General features: G+C 72.9%; 19 protein-coding genes. 6 read left to right on the forward strand and 13 right to left on the reverse strand.

What is annotated here, in order from left to right:
* Positions 1–22: 22 nt before the first annotated feature.
* Positions 23–1,285, reverse strand: a complete 1,263-nt coding sequence (locus tag ACFWJO_RS10090) for an ROK family protein (RefSeq protein ID WP_386864354.1) — start codon at positions 1,283–1,285, stop codon at positions 23–25.
* A gap of 187 nt (positions 1,286–1,472) precedes the next feature.
* Here ACFWJO_RS10090 and ACFWJO_RS10095 point away from each other — a divergent pair, with 187 nt between their 5' ends.
* Positions 1,473–2,561 carry a Gfo/Idh/MocA family oxidoreductase gene (locus ACFWJO_RS10095; protein WP_386864257.1) on the forward strand — a complete coding sequence of 363 codons (1,089 nt, stop codon included), beginning with the start codon at positions 1,473–1,475 and terminating at the stop codon, positions 2,559–2,561.
* Positions 2,558–3,100, forward strand: coding sequence for a heme-degrading domain-containing protein (locus ACFWJO_RS10100; protein ID WP_386864258.1), 543 nt, complete (start codon positions 2,558–2,560; stop codon positions 3,098–3,100). Before ACFWJO_RS10095 ends, ACFWJO_RS10100 begins: the two co-directional genes overlap by 4 nt.
* Here the strand turns inward: ACFWJO_RS10100 and ACFWJO_RS10105 are convergent.
* The 5 genes from ACFWJO_RS10105 to ACFWJO_RS10125 form a co-directional block, all read right to left on the reverse strand.
* A complete protein-coding gene (locus ACFWJO_RS10105) occupies positions 3,072–4,730 on the reverse strand; it encodes a choice-of-anchor A family protein (protein WP_386864259.1) in 1,659 nt (552 codons plus the stop codon). The two genes, ACFWJO_RS10100 and ACFWJO_RS10105, sit on opposite strands and share 29 nt — an antisense overlap.
* Before the next feature lie 172 nt (positions 4,731–4,902).
* Entirely contained in the window at positions 4,903–5,760 is an 858-nt protein-coding gene (locus ACFWJO_RS10110) for a fumarylacetoacetate hydrolase family protein (RefSeq protein ID WP_385692444.1), read from the reverse strand.
* A gap of 172 nt (positions 5,761–5,932) precedes the next feature.
* Positions 5,933–6,661 (reverse strand): YidC/Oxa1 family membrane protein insertase, encoded by a 729-nt coding sequence (locus tag ACFWJO_RS10115; RefSeq protein ID WP_386864260.1) that lies wholly within the window; start codon positions 6,659–6,661, stop codon positions 5,933–5,935.
* Between the two features lie 192 nt (positions 6,662–6,853).
* The gene (locus ACFWJO_RS10120; protein ID WP_384409094.1) at positions 6,854–7,150 is read right to left on the reverse strand and encodes a DUF6412 domain-containing protein; all 297 of its coding nucleotides are present in this window, start codon (positions 7,148–7,150) and stop codon (positions 6,854–6,856) included.
* 37 nt (positions 7,151–7,187) lie between these two features.
* Positions 7,188–7,733, reverse strand: a complete 546-nt coding sequence (locus ACFWJO_RS10125; protein ID WP_386864261.1) for a winged helix-turn-helix transcriptional regulator — start codon at positions 7,731–7,733, stop codon at positions 7,188–7,190.
* 122 nt (positions 7,734–7,855) lie between these two features.
* Between ACFWJO_RS10125 and ACFWJO_RS10130 the strand changes: the two genes are divergently transcribed.
* Positions 7,856–9,337, forward strand: a complete 1,482-nt coding sequence (locus tag ACFWJO_RS10130) for an MFS transporter (protein WP_386864262.1) — start codon at positions 7,856–7,858, stop codon at positions 9,335–9,337.
* Positions 9,338–9,395: 58 nt separating this feature from the next.
* On the opposite strand, the gene ACFWJO_RS10135 is transcribed toward ACFWJO_RS10130, so the two are convergent.
* Positions 9,396–10,238 carry a class E sortase gene (locus tag ACFWJO_RS10135; RefSeq protein WP_386864263.1) on the reverse strand — a complete coding sequence of 281 codons (843 nt, stop codon included), beginning with the start codon at positions 10,236–10,238 and terminating at the stop codon, positions 9,396–9,398.
* 62 nt (positions 10,239–10,300) lie between these two features.
* Between ACFWJO_RS10135 and ACFWJO_RS10140 the strand changes: the two genes are divergently transcribed.
* A complete protein-coding gene (locus tag ACFWJO_RS10140) occupies positions 10,301–11,305 on the forward strand; it encodes an SEC-C metal-binding domain-containing protein (RefSeq protein WP_386864264.1) in 1,005 nt (334 codons plus the stop codon).
* A 67-nt stretch (positions 11,306–11,372) separates the two neighbouring features.
* On the opposite strand, the gene ACFWJO_RS10145 is transcribed toward ACFWJO_RS10140, so the two are convergent.
* The gene (locus tag ACFWJO_RS10145) at positions 11,373–12,311 is read right to left on the reverse strand and encodes a YDG/SRA domain-containing protein (protein ID WP_386864265.1); all 939 of its coding nucleotides are present in this window, start codon (positions 12,309–12,311) and stop codon (positions 11,373–11,375) included.
* A gap of 117 nt (positions 12,312–12,428) precedes the next feature.
* Between ACFWJO_RS10145 and ACFWJO_RS10150 the strand changes: the two genes are divergently transcribed.
* Positions 12,429–12,731: a hypothetical protein gene (locus ACFWJO_RS10150; RefSeq protein WP_384409056.1), complete on the forward strand. Its 303-nt coding sequence runs from the start codon at positions 12,429–12,431 to the stop codon at positions 12,729–12,731.
* Between the two features lie 68 nt (positions 12,732–12,799).
* On the opposite strand, the gene ACFWJO_RS10155 is transcribed toward ACFWJO_RS10150, so the two are convergent.
* The 4 genes from ACFWJO_RS10155 to ACFWJO_RS10170 all read right to left on the reverse strand — a co-directional run bounded on the left by ACFWJO_RS10155 (position 12,800) and on the right by ACFWJO_RS10170 (position 17,055).
* Positions 12,800–14,068 carry a DUF445 domain-containing protein gene (locus tag ACFWJO_RS10155; RefSeq protein WP_386864266.1) on the reverse strand — a complete coding sequence of 423 codons (1,269 nt, stop codon included), beginning with the start codon at positions 14,066–14,068 and terminating at the stop codon, positions 12,800–12,802.
* A 143-nt stretch (positions 14,069–14,211) separates the two neighbouring features.
* Complete coding sequence (locus ACFWJO_RS10160) at positions 14,212–15,201, reverse strand: ATP-binding cassette domain-containing protein (protein WP_386864267.1); 990 nt, start codon at positions 15,199–15,201, stop codon at positions 14,212–14,214.
* A gap of 170 nt (positions 15,202–15,371) precedes the next feature.
* Positions 15,372–16,151, reverse strand: coding sequence for an ABC transporter permease (locus ACFWJO_RS10165; RefSeq protein WP_386864355.1), 780 nt, complete (start codon positions 16,149–16,151; stop codon positions 15,372–15,374).
* Positions 16,152–16,254: 103 nt separating this feature from the next.
* Positions 16,255–17,055 carry an ABC transporter permease gene (locus ACFWJO_RS10170; protein ID WP_386864356.1) on the reverse strand — a complete coding sequence of 267 codons (801 nt, stop codon included), beginning with the start codon at positions 17,053–17,055 and terminating at the stop codon, positions 16,255–16,257.
* Positions 17,056–17,374: 319 nt separating this feature from the next.
* Between ACFWJO_RS10170 and ACFWJO_RS10175 the strand changes: the two genes are divergently transcribed.
* Positions 17,375–19,942 carry a transglycosylase domain-containing protein gene (locus tag ACFWJO_RS10175; RefSeq protein WP_386864268.1) on the forward strand — a complete coding sequence of 856 codons (2,568 nt, stop codon included), beginning with the start codon at positions 17,375–17,377 and terminating at the stop codon, positions 19,940–19,942.
* Here ACFWJO_RS10175 and ACFWJO_RS10180 read toward each other — a convergent pair.
* A complete protein-coding gene (locus ACFWJO_RS10180) occupies positions 19,920–20,240 on the reverse strand; it encodes a DMT family transporter (RefSeq protein WP_376637475.1) in 321 nt (106 codons plus the stop codon). The genes ACFWJO_RS10175 and ACFWJO_RS10180 overlap by 23 nt on opposite strands.
* Positions 20,241–20,272 lie beyond the last annotated feature (32 nt).

Here is a 20,272-nt window from a genome sequence, read left to right on the forward strand (position 1 = left end):
AGTTGGTGACGGGGGCGGATCTCTACTTCCCGAAGACGGGGGCGAGGATCAGGTGGGCCGCGCCCTCCGCCACGGTGTCGCGAGGGCCGACGACGTCGACGGGTGTCGGGAGGGCCAGGGCGGCCAGGACCTCGCGGGCGCCGCGCGCGAAGGCGTCGGGCGCGGCGAGCACCGCACGGCCGCCGAGCAGGACGCGGTCGATGTCGAGCAGCCGCACCAGGTTCGCGGCGCCGGTACCGAGCACCCGTGCGGCCTCCGCGAGATCGCCGCGCGCGAGCGCCGCCAGGCACAGCGCCTCAAGACAGCCGCGCCCGCCGCAGTCGCAGGGAGGGCCGTCGAGCTGGACGGTCTGGTGCCCCAGTTCGCCGGCGCCGGTCCTGCCCCCGCGCAGCACCGCACCGCCGAGAACGAGCCCCGCACCGAGACCCGTACCGAGATGGACGTACGCGAAGGACCCGGGCGCGTCGGGGCGCAGGGCGAGACCGAGGGCGGCGGCGTTCGTGTCCTTGTCGAGCACGACGGGCAGCCCGAGCCGCCGCTCCAGCTCTTCGCGCAGCGGGAACCCGTCCCACTCGGGAAATCCGGTGACACGGCCGGGCGTCCCGGCGAGATGGTCCAGCGGCCCAGGCATGGCGACGCCGACGCCGAGGATGTCGGGGGTGGTGGGGACGGTGGGGACGGTGGGGGCGGTGGGGACGGTGGGGGCGGGCGTACCCGGTCCACTTGGGACGTCCGGAGCGCCGGGCGCACCGGGTGCATCGGGTGCGCCGGGCGCATCGGGCGCGCCGTCAGCGCCGGCTCCCGAGTCGCCTCCCTCCCCGGCTCCCGAGTCGCCTCCCGCTCCGGCTCGCGAGCCGGTCCGCCCCGCCGCCAGCAGCGCCGCGATCTCCGCCTGGGCCGCCGAGAGGACCGGTTCGGCGCCCGCGCCCAGGTCGAGCGGGGCGCGGCGGACGGCGACGCGCTCGCCCGCGAGGTCGAGGAGGACGGCGGTGAGCTCGTCGCGGTCGAGGTGCAGCCCGATCGCGTACGCCGCCGCCGGGACGAGCCGCAGCACGGTCGCCGGCTTGCCGCCGGTCGACGCGCGCCGGCCGGCCTCCGCCGCGAGGCCCTCGGCCCGCAGCCGTGCGGTGATCTTGCTGACGGCCTGCGGGGTGAGGCCGGTCCGGGCGGCCAGTTCGAGGCGGCTGATGCCGGCCTCGCCCGCGGTCCGCAGCAGGTCCAGCACGAGCGCGGCGTTGTGGCTGCGCAGCGCGGGCAGGTTGGCCCCGCCGCCGCCCGCGCCCACGCTCCCGCTCGTGCTGCTGCTTCCGCTCCTGCTGCCGCTCCCTCTGCCGGGCCCGCGGCTCGCGCCCGCGTCCGCACTCTCGCGCGCGCCCGCTCCGTCATCCGCGCCGGCGCTCCCGTTGTCCCTGTTCACCAGGCCATTGTGCCTGTCGCTTGCACTTTAGCAACAGCGTTGCCAAAGTGGTCCCATGCCCATGAGCTCCCCCACCGCCCAGCCGCTCCGCGTCGGCCTCGTCGGCTACGGCCTGGCCGGGTCCGTCTTCCACGCCCCGCTGATCGCCGCCTCCCCCGACCTCGTCCTGGACACGGTCAGCACCGGCAACCCCGAGCGCGCCGCCCAGGCCCGCGCCGAGCACCCGGGCGTGCGGGTCGTCGGCACCCCCGACGAGCTCATCGCCCGGGCCGCCGAGCTCGACCTCGTCGTGGTCGCCTCGCCCAACAAGACCCACGTCCCCGTCGCCACCGCCGCCCTGAAGGCGGGGCTGCCCGTCGTCGTGGACAAGCCGCTCGCCGGCACCGCCGCCGAGGCGCGCGGTCTCGCCGCCCTCGCCGACGAGCGCGGACTGCTGCTCTCCGTCTTCCAGAACCGCCGCTGGGACAACGACTTCCGCACCCTGCGCGCGCTCCTCGCCGACGACGCCCTCGGCGAGGTCCAGCGCTTCGAGTCCCGCTTCGAGCGCTGGCGTCCGGCCCTCAAGGGCGGCTGGCGCGAGTCCGGTGCGCCGGAGGAGATCGGCGGGCTGCTCTACGACCTCGGCAGCCACGTCGTCGACCAGGCCCTCGTCCTCTTCGGACCGGCCGTCCGCGTGTACGCCGAGTCCGACGTGCGCCGCGCGGGCGCCGAGGCCGACGACGACACGTTCATCGCGATCACCCACGCGAACGGCGTGCACTCGCACCTCTGGATGAGCGCCACCGCCGCCCAGCTCGGCCCCCGCTTCCGCGTCCTGGGCCGGAAGGCCGGCTACGTGAAGTACGGTCTCGACCCGCAGGAGGCCGCGCTGCGCGAGGGCCTGCGCCCCGAGCCCGGCGCCGTCTGGGGCGTCGAGCCGGAGGAGTCTTGGGGCCGCCTCGGTTCGGGCGAGTCGCCGCTGACCGGCGGCGGCACGCCCGTGGAGACCCTGCCCGGCGACTACCCGTCGTATTACGCGGCCGTCGCCGCCGCCCTCCGCGGCACCGGCGAGAACCCGGTCACGGCGTACGAGGCCGCCGCCGCGCTCGACGTCCTGGAGGCGGCGAGGAAGTCCGCCCGCGAGGGAAGCGCGGTGGCCCTGTGACCCCGGCCCCCACGACCCCGCACCCCGCGACCCCGAACGCCGCGACCCCGAACCCCGCGCGCCCCGACTCCGTCGGGGAACTCGCGGCACAGGAGGCCCGGCTCGTCCTCCCTCACTTCACATACGAGGACGCCTGGACGCTCGGCACGATCCTCGTCGGACTCGCGCGGGAGCGGAACGCCCCGGTCGCCATCGACGTACGGCGCGGGGCCCAGCAGCTCTTCCACTGCGCGCTGCCCGGCTCCAGCGCGGACAACGACGTCTGGATCGACCGCAAGCGGCGGGTCGTCGAGCGGTACGGCGTGAGCTCGTTGCTCGTCGGCGCCCGGTTCCGTGCCAAGGGCACGACGTTCGAGGACTCCTCGCGCCTGGACCCCGACCGCTTCGCCGCGCACGGCGGTTCGTTCCCGATCGCCGTCGAGGGCGCGGGGGTCATCGGCTCGGTCACGGTCTCGGGCCTCCCGCAGGCCGAGGACCACGCGCTGGTCGTCCTCGGCCTGGAGCGCCTGCTCAGTTCGTACGGCGGCGGCGCCGGGTAACGGCGACGAGCCCGCCGCCGACGGCGGCGAGTCCCACGGCGGCGGCGCCCATGACGATCCTGCCGGTGGCGGATCCGGAACCGGTGTCGGGGAGTTCACCACCACCGGTGGCGGAGCCGGAGTGGCCGCCGGAGGCGCTGCCGCCGGTGGAGTGACCACCGGAGGTGGTGCCGCCGGTGGAGTGGCCCCCGGTGGTGTGTCCGCCGGAAGTGGATCCTCCGGAGGTGTGGCCGCCGGAGGTGGAACCGCCGGAGTCGAGACCGCCGTCGGAGGCGCCACCGTCTGTCGAACCGCCATCGGCCGAACCACCGTCCGCCGACCCACCGTCCGCCGACCCACCGTCGGTCCCGCCCCCGTCGGTGTTCCCACCGTCCGTTGCCCCGCCGTCCGTGGTCCCGCCATCGGTCGTGCCACCGTCGGTCGCCCCGCCGTCCGCCGTCCCGCCGTCCGTCCCGCCCGAGTCCGTCGGGGTCGGGGTCGGGCTCGGAGTGGGAGTGGGATCCGGGGTCGGCGTCGGCGTCGGGCCCGTCTCGTCGCACTTCGGCAGGTCGCCGTCGAACGGATACGCGTGCAGCTCCTGCCCACCGCCTCCGCCGACCCTTGAGGCGTGCGTGAGCGAACCGCTCGTGTAGAAGCGCCCGTTCATGCCCGGCATGGTCACGGTCGACACGCTGGTCCGGTCCGCGACCAGCACGCTTCCCTCGAACTGGCCGCTGCCCTCGAAGAGCACGTCCGTCGCGTCGGGGAAGTTCCACAGCAGCCGCTCGCGCAGCCCGGCCTGGAAGCCGTTGACGTAGGTGTCGATCGTCCGGTCCGCGCCGAGGACGTTGACGAGGACGGTCGCGTCCTTCGGGATGCCGGTGAAGCGCAGACCCTGCGAACCGCCGGCCTTCGACTCCAGGTCGAAGTCGACGTGGAACACCTGCAGCGCGGACTTCCCGTCGCCGGTGAAGACGGTCTCGTAGTCCTTGTTGACGGCCGTGCCGGTCGCGGTGCGCGGTCTGCCTTCGACGTACGCGTAGCAGCGGGAGGCGACGGTGAGCCTGTCGCGCAGGCCCGTGTACGGGGCGGCCGCCCTGGGGTCGGCGACCGCCTTGGGGCTGACCGTGCCGGTGAGCGTGCCCCCGTACCGTACGACTCCGTGCACCGTGCCCTCCTCGGCGAGCAGGCGCTGGCCGGTGGCGACGGTGACGTCGCCGCCGGCGGTGAGGAAGTCGGTGCCGTTGTCGGGCGGGACGCGCGAGCCGACGCCCGCGACGCCGACGTTGTAGACCTGCGAGACACCGGCCCGCTTCTTCTGGTCGAAGGCTCCGAGCACCACGACCTTGCCCTCGGCCTCGGCCGCCGCCTCGCGCACGAGGAAGTCGCCGCCGACGAAGACGTTGATGTTGTTGTCGCGGCCGACGACGTCCTTGTTGTCGATGTCCGGATACGGGGTGGGGCACGGCGGCGTACCGGGGATGCACGGGCCGAGGCCGCCGGGGAGGCGGTCGGCGAAGGCGGCGGTGGCCGCGAGGGCTCCGGTGAGGACGACGGAGCCGGCGACGGTCAGCGCCGCCGCGGCGGCGACCGAAGGATGACGGCGATGGCGGTGGCGATGGCGGTGACGATTCGTTCCTTTTGTACGCATATGCGGAAATATGCAGAGCGCCGCCACGGGAGGCGACGCCCCACGCGCGCGGCGCGGGACGCATCGCCCGAACGTCTCACGCCGAACGTCTGCGCCCCAACGCCTCCGCCCGAACGCCTCACGGCGAACCCGGCGCTCACGCCGAACCCGGCGCCTCACGCCCTCCCGGGTGTCAGGCGCTCTTCAGCTCCTGGCGCTGGCGTCCGAGCCCCTCGACCTCCAGCTCGACGACGTCGCCCGCGCGCAGGTACGGCTTGGGCTCGGGCTGGCCCATGGCGACGCCGGCGGGCGTACCGGTGTTGATGACGTCGCCGGGGTACAGGGTCATGAAGCGGCTGACGTAGCGGACCACCTGGGCGACGGTGAAGATCTGGTCGGAGGTGTGGCCCTCCTGCTTCAGCTCGCCGTTGACCCACAGCCTGAGGCCGAGGTCCTGCGGGTCGGGGATCTCGTCGGCGGTGACCAGCCACGGACCGAGCGGGTTGAAGGTCTCGCAGTTCTTGCCCTTGTCCCAGGTGCCGCCGCGCTCGATCTGGAACTCGCGCTCGGAGACGTCGTGGGCGACCGCGTATCCGGCGACGTGGGCGAGCGCCTCCTCGTCCGTCTCCAGGTAGCGGGCGGTGCGGCCGATGACGACCGCCAGCTCGACCTCCCAGTCGGTCTTCACCGAGCCGCGCGGTACGAGCACGGTGTCGTCGGGCCCGACGACGGTGTCGGCGGCTTTGAGGAAGACGACCGGCTCCTCCGGTACGGCGGCTCCCACCTCGGCGGCGTGACCGTGGTAGTTCAGCCCGATGCACACGACCTTGCCGATGCGGGCGAGCGGCGGGCCGATCCGCAGGCCGGCCGGGTCGATGGCGGGCAGCACGCCCGCGCCGAGCGCGGCGCGGATCCGGTCGAGCGCCGAGCCGTCGGCGAGCAGGGTGCCGTCGATGTCGTCGACCAGCGCGGACAGGTCGCGCAGCGTCCCGTCCTGGTCGACGAGGGCAGGCCGCTCGGCCCCGGCCGGGCCGACACGCAGCAGCTTCATGGTCTTCTCCTCTGGTCGAGGTGGCCCGTGGAGCGGGCCTTGGAGTGCCCCGGCCGATGGAGTGCGGCCATCGGAGGATTGGTCGATCCTCCAAGAGAAAAGGGCACTCTGCAAGACCCCGTTCACACCCTGGACCCTTACGCGCGAGTAACCCGGGTCCGCGCGGGCGCCGCTAGACGGTCGCCGCCAGGGCTCCCGCGGCGGGCATGTCGCGGTAGAGGAAGGCCCGCTCGACCGCGCTCCAGGTGGTGCTGGTGACGATGTAGAGCGCGGCGGCCAGCGGCACGACGGCGACCGAGATCAGGGTCGCGAAGGAGAGCAGCGGCAGCCAGCGGGCCATGCCGGCGGCGAGCGCGGCGCCCGGCTGGCCGGGGTCGGCGACCGCCGGCGCCGCCTGCTGCTGCCGCTTGGTCCGCACGTAGTTGTACGTGGCGACGGCGGCGACGAGCGCGAACAGGGCGAGGTAGACCAGGCCGGCCGGGCCGAACACCCCGCCGTGGGCGAGGGCGTCGGCGTAGTGGTCGCCGAGCGGGGCGGCGAAGAGGCTGTGACCGGCCATCCGCCCGCTGGAGAACAGGTGGAACATCAGGAAGAAGGCGGGCGCCTGGAGCAGGCTGGGCAGGCAGCCCGCGAACGGCGAGACCTTCTCCTTCGCGTGCAGCTCCATCACGGCCTTCTGCAGCCGCTCGGGGTTCTTGGCGTGCTTCCTGCGCAGCTCGGCGAGCTGCGGGGCGAGCCGGGTGCGGGCCTTCTGACCGCGCGCGGCGGCCCGGGAGAGCGGGTGGACGGCGAGCCGTACGGCCATCGTGAACAGGACGATGGCGGCGGCGGTGGAGGCGGTGGCGAAGAGCGGCTGGAGCAGGTCGGCGAGCTGCTCGACCAGGGAAGCGAAAACGGACATGGGAGCCCTCCGTGGGGTCTCGTCGTGCCGGGAAGGAAGCGGATTTCGGCAGGACGGAACCGCGTGGAGGAGTCGTACCGAGGACTCGTACCGAGGACTCGTACCGAGGACTCGTGCGTGCGACTCGTACGACTGGTACGAGTCGCACGCAGGACTCGTGACCCGTGACTCGTACGGAGGTGCTCGGGACCCCTACGCGGCCGTCAGGAGGGGACGGCCGGGTGCCCTGGGCCTGCGGCGGCCCGAGGCGTCGGGGTCGCGTTGCGGCAGGAAGGCGGTGCGCCGGGCGCGGTCGCGGAGGGCGGTGCGCACCCGGGTGGGCGGTACGGGCAGAGCCGTACGGGCGCCGCCGACGAGGGCGCAGAGGAAGGCGGTCGCGGCGACGGCGACGGTGGTGGAGAGACCGGCTCCGTCGGAGAGAAGCAGGTCGGCGACGGCGAGGAGGACGAGCAGCGGCGCGAGGACACGCAGGACCAGGTCGCCGAGCATCTCATCCTCCTTTCACCGATCGCATCCGTTCCGTTCGTTATACACGACGGTTCTCGGGTGGCGAGAGTTCCAGCGGGGCGAGCAGCCGGCGGGGCTTCAGCAGGGCGCGGCTGACCGGATCGGCCGGGTCGGGGTCGAGACCGGCACCGGGCCGCATCTCGATGTCGCCGGGGCGGACGGTGATCCCGCAGGTCGGGCACTCGTTGCACGGGCCGAGTTCGCCGCCGCAGTCGACGTGGTGGAAGGACCGCATCGGCAGCGTGTCGGGCAGCGCCTCGCGGCCCCAGAGCCCGAGGGCGCGCAGGACGGGCCAGAGGCCGATGCCGCGCTCGGTCAGCACGTACTCGTCGCGCGGCGGCGATTCCTGGTAGCGGCGCTTGTCCAGGACGCCGACGTCGACGAGGGCCTGGAGGCGGGCGGCGAGGACGGCACGGGGGGCGCCGAGGTGGACGAGGAAGTCGTTGTAGCGGCGGACGCCGTAGAAGGCGTCGCGCACGACGAGGAGGGTCCACCGCTCGCCGACGACTTCGAGGGCGCGGGCGATGGAGCAGTGCTGGTTCGCGTAGTCCTTGCCGAGGGCCATGGGGACGAGTGTAGCGGGATGGGTTCAATGAATGAACCTGAGCTGTTACGGTGACCCGCATGCAAGGTTCAGTGAACGAACCCTCCGCACCTCCGCGGACTCACCGAAGCCGAGGTCCCGCTATGCCCAAGGCCGCCACCGACGCCACCGGCCCTGCTGACGCCACGGGCCCCGCTGACGCCACCGACGCCACGAATGCCGCTGCTGAGGGCGCAGGGGCAGGGCCGGCCGCAGGGAAAAGGCCCGGCCCCGGGTCAGGTCGTCCCGGGGCGGGTCGTCCCGAGGCAGGTCGCCCCGGCGCGACGCTCGCCGTCACCAGCGCCGCCACCACGCTCGCGCTGATGAACTACACGGCGCCGATGCTCGACCTGCCCGCCCTGGCCCGAGCCTTCGGCACCCCCGCCTCCGCGCAGGCATGGCTGCTCAACGGCACCCCGCTCGGCCTCGCCGTCGTCCTCCTCGTCGCCGGCAGCCTCGCCGACGACCACGGGCGGCGCCGGGTCTTCCTCCTCGGCACCCTCGGCCTCGGCCTCACCACCGCTCTCGGCGGCCTCGCCGGTTCCACGCTCACCTTCACCCTCGCCCGTATCGCCCAGGGAGCGGCGAGCGCCGCCGTGCTCGCCGCGAGCCTCGGGCTGATCGCCCACGCCCATCCCGGCGGCGCGGCCAGGATCAGGGCCACCGGGGTGTGGGGCGCGTTCGTGAGCGCGGGCATCGCGCTCGGTCCGCTGCTCGCGGGCGGGCTGGGCGGGCTGGCCGGCTGGCGGTGGACGTACGAGGCACTGGCGGCGGGCACCCTGCTCGTGGCCGCGTTCGGCGCCCGTACCCTCGCCGAGTCACGCGCCCCGCGCGCGGGGCGGCCCGACCTGGCCGGCGCGCTCACCCTCGGGCTCGCCCTGGCTGCCCTCCTCACCGCGCTGACCCTGGGCAGGGACGGCTGGCTGCGCCCGTCCGTGGGCCTGCTGCTGCTCGCCGCGGTGGCGCTGACGGCGGCCTTCGCGCTGGTCGAGCGGCGCGGCGCGGCGCCGATGATCGACCTGGCGCTGTTCCGGCGGCCGGCGTTCCGGGCGGCGACGGCGGGCGCGCTGTTCACGGGCCTCGCCGTGATCGGCTTCTTCAGCGTGCTGCCGGCGCTGCTCCAGCGAGGCACCGGCATGGCGCCGCTGACGACGGCGTGGCTGTTCCTGTTCTGGTCGGGCACCGCGTTCATGGTGGCGCTCCAGGTCCGGCGGCTCGCGGGCCGGATCCCGGCCGCGTACCAGCTGGCCCTGGGCTTCGTCCTGTCGACGGCGGGGGTGCTCGTCCTGTTCGGTGCGGTGGAGGGCACGGCGGACTGGCCGCGCCTGCTCGTCGGCCTGCTGGTCGCGGGGGCAGGCAGCGGCCTGCTGAACGCCGCCCTGCCCCGCCTCGCCGTCGACTCCGTACCGCCGGAACGGGCCGCGATGGGCTCCGGCGCGAACAACACCGCCCGCTACATCGGCTCGTCGGCGGGCGTGGCGCTCGCCCTGGCCCTGTCGACGGCGGGCCCGGACACGGCGCTGGTCGCGTCGGCGGCGCTGGGCCTCGCGGGGGCGGCGGTCACCCTGGCGGCGGCCAGGGGCTGACGGCTAGGAACCGGCGGCTAAAGGCTGACGGCCAGGGACCGACGGCTGGGCCTGACGGCTAGGGGCCGACGACGAGCCTGGCCCAGACGACCAGCCGGTAGGTGGAGGTGTACTCGGGCGTGCAGGTGGTGAGGGTGAGGTAGGCGCCGGGCCGGTCGTACCCGTAGGACGGCTTGTAGAGGGAGCGGGGCACGGGTGCGATGACGCCGGTGTCGCGGGGCGAGGTCTGCGGCAGGATCCGGTCGACGCGGTAGGTGTGGGTGCCCTGGCGGGTCCGCACGGTGATCCGGTCGCCGGGCTGGAGCCGGTTGATGTACCGGAAGGGCTCGCCGTGGGTGTTGCGGTGCCCGGCGAGTGCGAAGTTGCCGGTGCGGCCGGGCTGGGCGGTGCCGGGGTAGTGCCCGGCGTAGCCCTTGTCGAGCACGCTGCGCTTGCCGACACCGGGGGCGACGGGGACGGAGAGCCCGAGGCGGGGGATGCGGAGGACGGCGTAGGCGGAGGGGCTGTTGCGACCGGAAGAAGCGTCTCCGGACGGGAACGCGCCCGGAGAGGACAGCCCAGGGGACGCCCCCGAGGCCGAGTCGCCTCCTGGCGACGCACCTGGGGACGGGCCACCGGGAGGTGACTCCCCGGGAGGCGACTCACCAGGAGATGACTCGCCGGAAGATGACGGGACCGGAGGTGAGGAGTCCCACTGGCGCTCGAGGTTGCGCACCTGCTCGACCGCCCCGGCGCGGGCCTGCTGATTGGTCCACCACAGCTGGTGCACGACCAGCAGGAGTACGAGAACGCCGCAGGTGACGAGGGCTTCGGCGGAGGTCCACAGGACGCGGGTGACGGCCCCGCGCCGCCGGCGCGTCTGGACGACGACCGGAACCGGGCCGCGCACTCTCGCTCGCACGGCGGGCACGATAGGCGCTGGAGCGCCAACTCTCCAGGGCCGTACAGCAGTACGGTGTCGACATGCGCCCCAACACGCCTGCCGACCACACCACCGAAGCCGAGCGCCTGCTCCGCACCGCGGGGCGGTACCCGGAGGACCGCGAACCGCTGCTGCTGCGCGCGGCGGCCCACCTGGAACTGGCGGGCGAACGCGAACGGGCGACGACGCTGTACGACGACCTGCTCGCGGCCCCGTCCCCGACCGCCCCCCACCTGATCAGGGCCCTGAAGGCGGCGAACCTGTGGGAGTACGGCCACGAGGCCGAGGCGCGGGCGATCATCGAGGGCGTGCGGCGCGCCCGCCCGGAGGAGCCGGCGCCGTGGGAGATCGTGGCGGAGACGCTGGAGGCGCACGACGAGCCGGCGGAGGCCGAGGCGACGTTCACGGAGGCGGCACGCCTGCTGGTGGCGGGCGACGAGGTGCCCTACGCGGTGCAGTCCCTCCTGTCGGGCCGCCACCGGGTCCGCCGCGCGATGGGCCTGCCGCACGACGAGTGGGACACCCTGGCGGACCGCCTCCACACGGCGGACGTCCCCCTGGACGAGCTGCACGACCCGAAGCGCCTGTGGGCCCTGGGCTCGTCGGACCCGGCGGAACTCCGGGCCGAGATCACCCGCCTCCGCTCGGAGCTGGGCTCCTACCGCACGGCGCTCTCCCGCCCCTTCCCGGTGGCGGTCCTCCACTGGCCGGAACGGGAACTGGACGAGCTCCTGGCGGCGTACCCGGAACTGGAGGCGGAGTACCCCACCTACCGCGCCCACCTCACGGACATCGAGGCCTCCCTCCGCGAACTCGCCCAGTCGGGCACCCCGAACCTGGGCATCGTCCCGGCCACGGTCCCCTCCTACGAAGCCTTCGCCGCCTCGGAATCCTCCACCCCGGCAAACCCGGACCTCCTCCCCCAGTACGCAACAACCCTGGCAGCCCGCGGCCGCGCCCTGCCCTGGCCCCCGGGACGGACGGAGGCGTGCTGGTGCGGATCGGGTCGGACTTACGGGGAGTGCCACGGGGGCGAGGCGGGCTGAGACGTAGCAGTGCGGGGCAAGCTCGCTGCCGAGATGCCCCGTACTGCGCATCAGCAGAGCGAGAGGGTCAACGCTCTTCCAGCGATTCGATGATCTTCCAGAACCGGCGGTGAGCGCGAGCAAACCGCCCCTTGATGTCGTGCTCGGGATGTATCCATAGCGGGCTTGCCGCGGACGTCTCAGGCGTCGAAAACCGGTCAACAACCTGGAAGGTATCGGTCAGGTATATGGCCCCACGGTCAAGGCGGACATGACAGTTGGGGCACAGGCAGAGCACGTTGCCTTCGACGTCCGGACCGCCTGCCGGGCCAAGAGCCTGAATGTGGGCCCCTTCTGCGTAGCTCTTACCGTCGGGGCCTACAGGCAGCGCCAAGCGGCAGATTTGGCAGCGATGGCCGTACCACTGCTTCACACGGCGCCCAACTGCCGTATCCCGCACGATGCGCTCAACCGTCGCAGTCTTGCGCGGCGCCGCACCGTGAACGAGGTCGTCAACCTGCTGTTCAAGCGGGGTCAGCTCCTGCTGGTCATCCAGCAGCCGACGCAACTTGAACCTGAGGATCCGAAAGCCGGCACTGCCCGTCTCCTCAGCATGATCCGTCAGCCGATACAGCCCGTCATAGCGGTAACCAGACGCAGGTGAGTAGTCACGGTTTCCCTCCGATCCTCTGATCACTCGCACGGGGTGACCGAGTAACTCGCTGTTTCGGAGTCCGTCGTTCCCTGCGTTATCCCAGGTCTGGTCGGACTCCTGACGCCCCGTGTTGGGATTACGCCCGCCGGCTCCCGTATAGAGGATCTCGTCCCAATCGTCGCGATCGTCCTCGTATCCGTTGTTCAGAACGATTGCGTCGGCAACACGGCGGTGTTCACCATCCCGCCCCCACGAGATGCCCGCTTGCTCTTCCTTATGAAGGCCGGCCGCCTTGACGTGCTTACGCGACTCGAAGTGTGTGCCGGGAAGGATGTCACCGATGTGTCCGAAGACAGCTCTATAGGCAGCCATGCGAACATGTTGCCAATAAAGTGAACCCATTTGGTCGACTCATCGATCATTCGGCCATCCCTGGCCAAATATTGATCAGTCAGTGACGTTCGACCCTCCCGGCGAAAGGCGCCACCCATGCCCCGCACCCTCTCCCCCGTCATCGCCGCCGCCGGTCTCGTCGGTGGGTACGCCGTCGCTCGGTGGACCAAGAAGCGGCCGCTCGGGGGTGCGGTGCTCGCTGTGGCGGGTGGGGTGGCTGCGCGGGAGTGGCAGCAGGTGGCTGGTGGGAAGGCGGCGGCCGGGCTCACGGCCGCGTACGTGGGTGCCTTCGCCGGGTCGCACCCGCTCGCGAAGAAGATCGGGGCCTGGCCCGCGGTGTTCTCCGTGGCCGGGGCCATGGCGGGGACCGCGTACGCCGTGACGCGTAAGGCAGGCTGACGCGGGCCGTGGCGCCCTCGTCTCCCAAGCCGGGTCGCCCCACGGCCACCGAGGCCACTGAGGCCGCTCTAGCCCCCCGCCACCTTGCTCACCGTGTAGATCAGCAGCCCCGCCAGTGCGCCCACCACCGTGCCGTTGATGCGGATGAACTGGAGGTCGCGGCCGATGTTGGCCTCGATCTTCTTCGAGGTCTGGGTGGCGTCCCAGCCCGCGATCGTGTCCGTGATCAGGGACGTGATCTCGGTGCGGTAGGTGGTCACGACATAGGCCGCGGCCTCTTCCGCCCAGCCCTCGACCTTCGTCTGCAGGCGGTCGTCCGAGGAGAGGCGCTGGCCCAGGGAGATCAGGGAGGCGCGGGCGCGGCGGCGGAGTTGGCTCTGGTCGTCCTCCGCCGCGGCCAGGATCAGCCCGCGGACCGACGACCAGGCCGAGGCGATGATGTCCTGCACCTCCGGGCGGGCCAGCATGTCCGACTTGAGGCGTTCGACGCGGGCCCGCGTGTCCGTGTCGGCCTGGAGGTCGGCCGCGAAGTCCGTCAGGAACCGGTCGATGGCACCCCGCGCCGGGTGCGCCGGCATGTCCCGCATCTCCGTCACGAAGCGGAGGAGCTCCTTGTAGACGCGTTCGCCCACCCTTCGGTCCACGAAGCGCGGGGTCCAGCCCGGCGCCCCGCCCTCGATCGCCTCCATCACCGACGCCCGGTGCGTCACCAGCCAGTCGTGCCCCCGCGCACAGATCAGGTCCACCGCCCTGCGGTGCGCGCCGTCCACGACGATCTTCTCCAGCGTCTTGCCCAGGCCCGGGCCCACCTCCGCCGCCTCCGCCCGGCGGGTGATCGCCTCCCCCACCACCGCCTGGACGTCGGAGTCCCGCAGGACCGTGAGCGCCCCCCGCAGCGCCGTCGCCAGCTCCGACGTGACCCGGTCCGCGTGGGCCGGGTCGGCCAGCCACTCCCCCAGACGGCGCGCGATGCCGAAGCCGCGCAGCCGGCCCCGTACGACGTCGGCGGACAGGAAGTTCTCGCCCACGAAGTCGCCGAGCGACGCGCCCAGCTGGTCCTTCTTCGTCGGGATGATCGCGGTGTGCGGGATCGGCAGCCCGAGCGGGCGCCGGAACAGCGCCGTCACCGCGAACCAGTCCGCCAGCGCGCCCACCATGCCCGCCTCCGCGGCGGCCGCCACATAGCCCGCCCACGCGCCCGCGCCGGCGTTCTCGCCCCAGGTCGCCAGGGCGTACACCGCCGCCACCAGTGCCAGCAGGCCCGTCGCCAGGCGCTTCATCCGGCGGACGCCCCTGCTCCTCTCCTCGTCCGCCGCCGTGTACGTGAAGGTCACCATCGCGTCGCCGTCGCCGTCGCCGTCGCCGTCGCCGTCGCCGTCACCGTCTCCGTCGACCTCGATTTCGGCCTCGACCTCGACATCGACCTCGGCATCGCCCTCGGCATCGCCAACCCCATCGCCATCACGACCACCTCACCTCCTTACCTGACTGACTCCCCGGCCGCACGCGAAGTTCCTCCGTACATCTTCGCGATCACCGTCTCGATGTCCGGCTCCCGCACCGACAGGTCCACCAGCGGGTACGCCGCGGCCACCGCCGCCACCACCGGGGCCGCCGAGGAGGAGGACGGGAGGGCGAGGAACTGGCGCGGGCCCTCCGCCCGTACGAAACGCGCGCCCGGAACCTCGATCGGCGGCGTCTCGCGGGCCAGGTCCACCACGAGGACGCGTTCGCTGCCGCCGCCCGCCTCGTGCAGGCCGGCCGGCTCGCCGTCGTACATCAAGCGGCCGTGGTCGATGACCATCACCCGGCGGCACAGCTGTTCGATGTCCGTCAGATCGTGGGTGGTCAGCAGCACCGTCGTGCCCCGCGTCGCGTTCAGCTCCCGCAGGAACTCCCTCACCTTCGCCTTCGACACGACGTCCAGGCCGATCGTCGGCTCGTCGAGGTACAGCACCTCCGGCTCGTGCAGCAGCGCCGCCGCGATGTCGCCGCGCATCCGCTGGCCGAGGGAAAGCTGGCGCACCGGCACGTCGAGCAGGTCGCCCAGCTCCAGGAGGTCCACGCAGCGGGTCAGGTTCTCCCGGAAGCGGGCGTCCGGGATGCGGTACATACGGTGCGCCAGCGTGTACGAGTCCCGCAGCGGCAGGTCCCACCACAGAGTCGTGCGCTGGCCGAAGACCACGCCTATGCGGCGGGCGAGGCGCGTCCGCTCCCGCGACGGGTCGATGCCCGCGACGCTCAGCCGGCCGCCGCTGGGCGTGAGGATGCCGGTGAGCATCTTGATGGTGGTGGACTTCCCGGCCCCGTTCGGGCCGATGTAGCCGACCATCTCCCCCTTCTCCACGGCGAAGGAGATGCCGTCGACGGCCCGGACCTCCCGCCGCTCGCGCCGCAGGAACCCGCTCCTGCGGCGGACCGTGAAGGACTTCCGTACGTCGTCCACCTCGATGAAGGGCATCTCAGCCATCTCCAGTCGCCTCAGTCACCTCAGTCGCCTCAGCCATCTCCACTCACCTCAGTCGCCTCAGTCGCCTCAGCCGTCTCCAGTCGCCTCCATCACCTCAGCCATCTCCAGTCGCCTCAGTTCCCTCACTCACCTCAGTCGCCTCCTCATCCGCGCCGTCTCCGCCCCCCTCCTCAGCTTCCCGTCGAGCGGTACGAACGCAGGCCCCTCCGCCACGCCCAGCCCGCCACCGCACAGCACACCGCCGCCACCAGCGGTGACGCGAACGCCGTCCACCCCGGCACTCCCTCCGGCGTCGGCCGGCCGAGGACGTACAGGGCCGGCAGCCAGTTGACGAAGGCGAGCGGTACGACGAAGACGACGCCCCGCACCAGGTCCTGGGCGAAGATCGTCGGCGGGTACTGGAGCAGGTTGTTGCCGCCGTACGTGAACGAGTTCGTCACCTCGGCCGCGTCCTGCATCCAGAACAGCACCGACGCGCCGAGCACCATCACCGCGGCGAAGATCACCGCCCCGCTCAGCAGCATCACCGGCACCAGCAGCACCTTCACCGGCGTCCACGTCACCTCGTCGAGCAGCACCAGGCTCCAGACCAGGACGATCAGCCCCTGGGTGATCCGGCCCAGCCGGCGCAGCGCGAAGCGGTCGGCCGCGACCTGCGCGAGGACGGGCGCCGGGCGGAGGAGGAAGGTGTCGAGCGTGCCGTCGCGCACCCGCTTGCCCATCTTCGGCAGCGAGCCCATCACGAGGTCCGCCAGACCGAAGGCGGTCCCGCTCGTGCCGTAGAGGAACGCGACCTCGGCGAAGCAGAAGCCGCCCAGGCCCCGCACCTGACCGAACATCAGGAGGATCACGACGAAGTCGAAGAAGGTGACGACGAGGTTGGAGAAGAGGGTCAGCACGAAGGACGTGCGGTAGGTCAGGGTGGAGCGGATCCACATCGCCGCCACCATCCGGTACGTGCGCCAGCCCTCGGCCGCCGTACGGTACGGGCGCCAGGACGGGGACACCTCACGGCTGTTCGGGCGCCACGCCTCACCCGCCGTACTCAGCGGCTCAGCCACCCTGCACCACCACCTTCCGCGTCGCCGCCGCCTGCGCCACCCGCCCCGCCGCGAGCAGCACCAGCGCCCAGCAGGCCTGGAACCCGAACGCGCCGAGCAGCGCCCAGCCCTCGTACCGCCCCAGGTACACGTCCGCCGGCACCTGGAGCAGCGACGCCCAGGGCAGCACCCGCGCGACCTCGCCGAGCGTTCCCGGGAAGACGGCCAGCGGGAGCAGCATCCCGGAGAAGAACAGGCCGCCGAGCCAGGCGACCTGGACCACGCCCTGACCATCGAGCAGCCAGAAGGCGCTCATCGCGACCAGATACCAGACGGCGAAGCTCACGATCGAGCCGAGGGCCACGGAGCCGAGGAAGGCGAGCCAGGTCCAGGGGCTCGACGGGAGGGTGAGGTCGAAGGCGAGGGCGCCGAAGACCATCGGAAGCACGCCGCGGCCGAGCAACTGGTAGGCCGAACGGCCCAGATTGGCCGAGAACCACCAGGTCTGGAGGTCGGCAGGGCGGTAGAGGTCGACCGCGATGTCACCCGTTCGGATCCGCTCTATCAGCTCGTCCTCGAAGCCCCCGCCCATCAGTCCGCAGACGGTGATGAGCGCCTGGCCGATCCACACGTACGCGAGGGCGTCGGACATCGTGTATCCGCCGAGCGAGGGACGGGCGTCCCAGAGGGCTATGTATGTGTACGACAGGATGAAGCCGAAGACGGTGTTCGTGAACACTCCTGCCGCCGTGGCCACCCGATAGGTGGCATGGCGCCGGAAGCCACCCGCGGCGACGGTGGCGTACAGCCGCAGCATGTTCCGCTCCTTCTTCCTCGTCCAACCGCTGTTCCGCTCGTTCCCAGCCAGTGCATCCGCCGGCCCCTGGCACCCGGGTCCCGGCGCCCCCGACCGACGTACCCGCACCCCCCGCCCCCCTCACCCGCCCGTCGCCCGCCCGTCCGTCCGTCCGCCGTCCGCCCGCTCGTCCGTCCGCCCGCTCGTCCGCCCGTCGTCCGTCCGCCCGTCGTCCGTCCGTCCGCCCGCACCAAAGCGCCCGACCTTAGTGGGACGGACCCCGCCGAGTCGAGTCGTTTTGCAGACTTTCGACGTCGCACATGCAGGATGTAGTGTTATGTCCCCTTCATCCGGTATGCCCTCCGACACGAGCGAGGTCCTGCCACCCGAGCCGGCCGCCTGGGAGCCACGGGACCCGACCGTTCCCGCCACGCCCCCGAACCGCCGCCGCGGACGCGGACCCGGGCGCCCGCGCCGCGGCGGGCGCGTACGGCGCCTGCTGCGGCGGCTGTTCGGGCTCGCCCTGCTCGGCGCCCTGCTCCTGCTCGGCGGCCTCGTCGCCGGCTACCTCCTCGTGGACATCCCGGCCGCCAACGCCACCGCGGTCGCCCAGTCCAACCTCTTCCTCTACCGCGACGGCACGCAGCTCGCCCGGGCCGGCGAGGTCGACCGGCAGAACGTGAGCCTGGCGCGGGTCCCGCTCACCGTGCAGCGCGCCGTGCTCGCCGCCGAGGACCGCGACTTCTACACCTCGCCCGCCGTCGACCCCCGCGCGATGCTCCGCGCCACCTGGAACACCCTCACCGGCAAGGGCCGCCAGTCCGGCTCCACGATCACCCAGCAGTACGTCAAGAACTACTACCTGGGCCAGGAGCAGACCCTCACCCGCAAGGCGAAGGAGTTCTTCATCGCGCTCAGACTGGGCCGCGAGAAGGACAAGTCCGAGATCCTCGAGGGCTACCTGAACACCAGTTACTTCGGCCGCAACGCCTACGGCATCCAGGCCGCCGCCCGCGCCTACTACGGCAAGGACGCCAAGGACCTCGACACCGCCGAAGGCGCGTACCTCGCCTCGCTGCTCAACGCGCCGAACGCGTACGACGTCGCCACCCACCCCGAGAACCGGGCGCGCGCGCTGGCCCGCTGGCACTACGTCCTCGACGGCATGGTCACCGAGGGCTGGCTCTCCCCGGCCGAGCGCGCCGCCGCCGTGTTCCCCGCCCCGCAGCCGGCGCGCGCCTCCGCCGGCCTCTCCGGGCAGCGCGGCTACCTCGTCCAGGCCGTCGAGCAGTACCTCACCGAGACGGGCGTCGTCGACGAGAAGACGCTGGCCGCGGGCGGCTTCCGGATCACCACGACCCTGGAACGGGCCCGGCAGGACGCCTTCGTGAAGGCCGTCGACGAGGCCGTGACCTCGAAGCTCGACCCGGAGGGCAACCCCACCGACCGGTTCGTACGGGTCGGCGGCGCGGCCGTCGAGCCGGCGAGCGGCAAGGTCGTCGCCCTCTACGGAGGCATCGACTACACCCGGCAGTTCGTCAACAACGCGACGCGCCGCGACTACCAGGTCGGCTCCACCTTCAAGCCCTTCGTGCTCGCCGCGGCGCTCCAGCACGGCGCCCAGACCCAGGAGGGCGAGCGGATCACCCCCAACACCGTGTACGACGGCGACAACCGCCGCCCGGTGCAGGGCTGGAGCGGGGGCTACTACGACCCGGCCAACGAGGACGACACCAGCTACGGCCCCATCACCGTGCGCTCCGCCACCGACGAGTCCGTGAACGCCGTCTACGCGCAGATGGCGGTCGACGTCGGCCCGGCCCGGGTGCGGGACACCGCGGTGGCGCTCGGCCTGCCGCGGCGGACGCCCGACCTCACCGCCTCGCCCTCCATCGCGCTCGGCCCCGCCACCGCGAGCGTCCTGGACCTCGCGCAGGCGTACGCGACGCTCGCCAACCACGGCCGGCACGGCCCGTACACCCTCGTCGAGAAGATCAGCCGGGACCAGGAGGAGTTCGAGCTGCCGGGCGCCGAGGACTACGAGGGCACCGAGGGCTCCGACGGCGGCGACGGCTCCGACGGCGGCGAGCGCGGTACCCGGCAGGCCGTCACGCGCGAGGCCGCCGACACCACGACCTCCGTGCTGCGCAGCGTCGTCCAGGGCGGTACGGGCACGGCGGCCCTGGCGGCCGGGCGGCCCGCCGCGGGCAAGACGGGCACGGCGGAGGACGACAAGGCGGCCTGGTTCGCAGGTTACACACCGGAGCTCGCGACCGTCGTCGCGATGATGGGCCAGGACCCGGAGACGGGCCGGCAGCTGCCGCTGTACGGGGCGCTCGGACAGCCCCGGATCAACGGCGGCGGGGCGCCGGCGGAGATCTGGGCCCGGTTCACCCGCGAGGCGCTCGCCGGCATTCCGCCGAAGGAGTTCGACCTGAGGCTGATGGAGGGCGCCGAGGAACTGCCGCCGGAGCCGCCGCTGCCGAACGACCCGGACGCGGCGGAGGGGTACGAGGGGCCGGGCGCGGGCCTGCCGGGGCGCAGGCCGGCGCGGCCCCGCCCGACGGGCCCGCGGGCGACGGGGCCGGAGATCCGGGAGGCCGTTCCCGTACGCGAGGACGCCGCCGTACGGGAAGCGGTGCGGGAGTCCGTACGGGAGGCCCCGCGGCTCCCGGCCCAGGCCCCCGCCCCGGTGGGCGCCCCCGTGGGCGGCCCGGGAAACGGCCCGGCGGCGGGCCCGGCCGCGGGCCCGGAACAGGACCCGACCGCGGCGGCCGGGGCCCCGCAGCCGATGCGGCCCGCGGAACCGGGATGGCCGGGCGGACCGGGCGGGCCGGGCGGGCCGGGCGGGCCGCCGCCGGACGCGGCGCCTCCGGCTCCGCTCAGTGACCCGAGGTCGCCTTGAGGCCCACCACGGCCACGAGCAGCAGACAGACGAAGAAGATCCGGGCGGCGGTCGCCGGCTCACCGAGCACCACCATGCCGAGCACCGCCGCACCGGCCGCGCCGATGCCGACCCACACGCCGTAGGCGGTACCGATGGGAAGGGTCTTGGCGGCCTGCGAGAGCAGCATCATCGAGGCGACGATCCCGGCCGCGGTGAAGACGCTGGGCCAGAGACGGGTGAAGCCCTCGGTGTACTTCATGCCGATCGACCAGCCGACCTCGAGCAGACCGGCGACGAGGAGAAGAACCCAGGCCATGACGACGAACACCTCCGCGAGACGGATCAACA

Origin of the sequence: Streptomyces sp. NPDC127092 (assembly GCF_042722475.1) — a bacterium.
GTDB lineage: Bacteria > Actinomycetota > Actinomycetes > Streptomycetales > Streptomycetaceae > Streptomyces.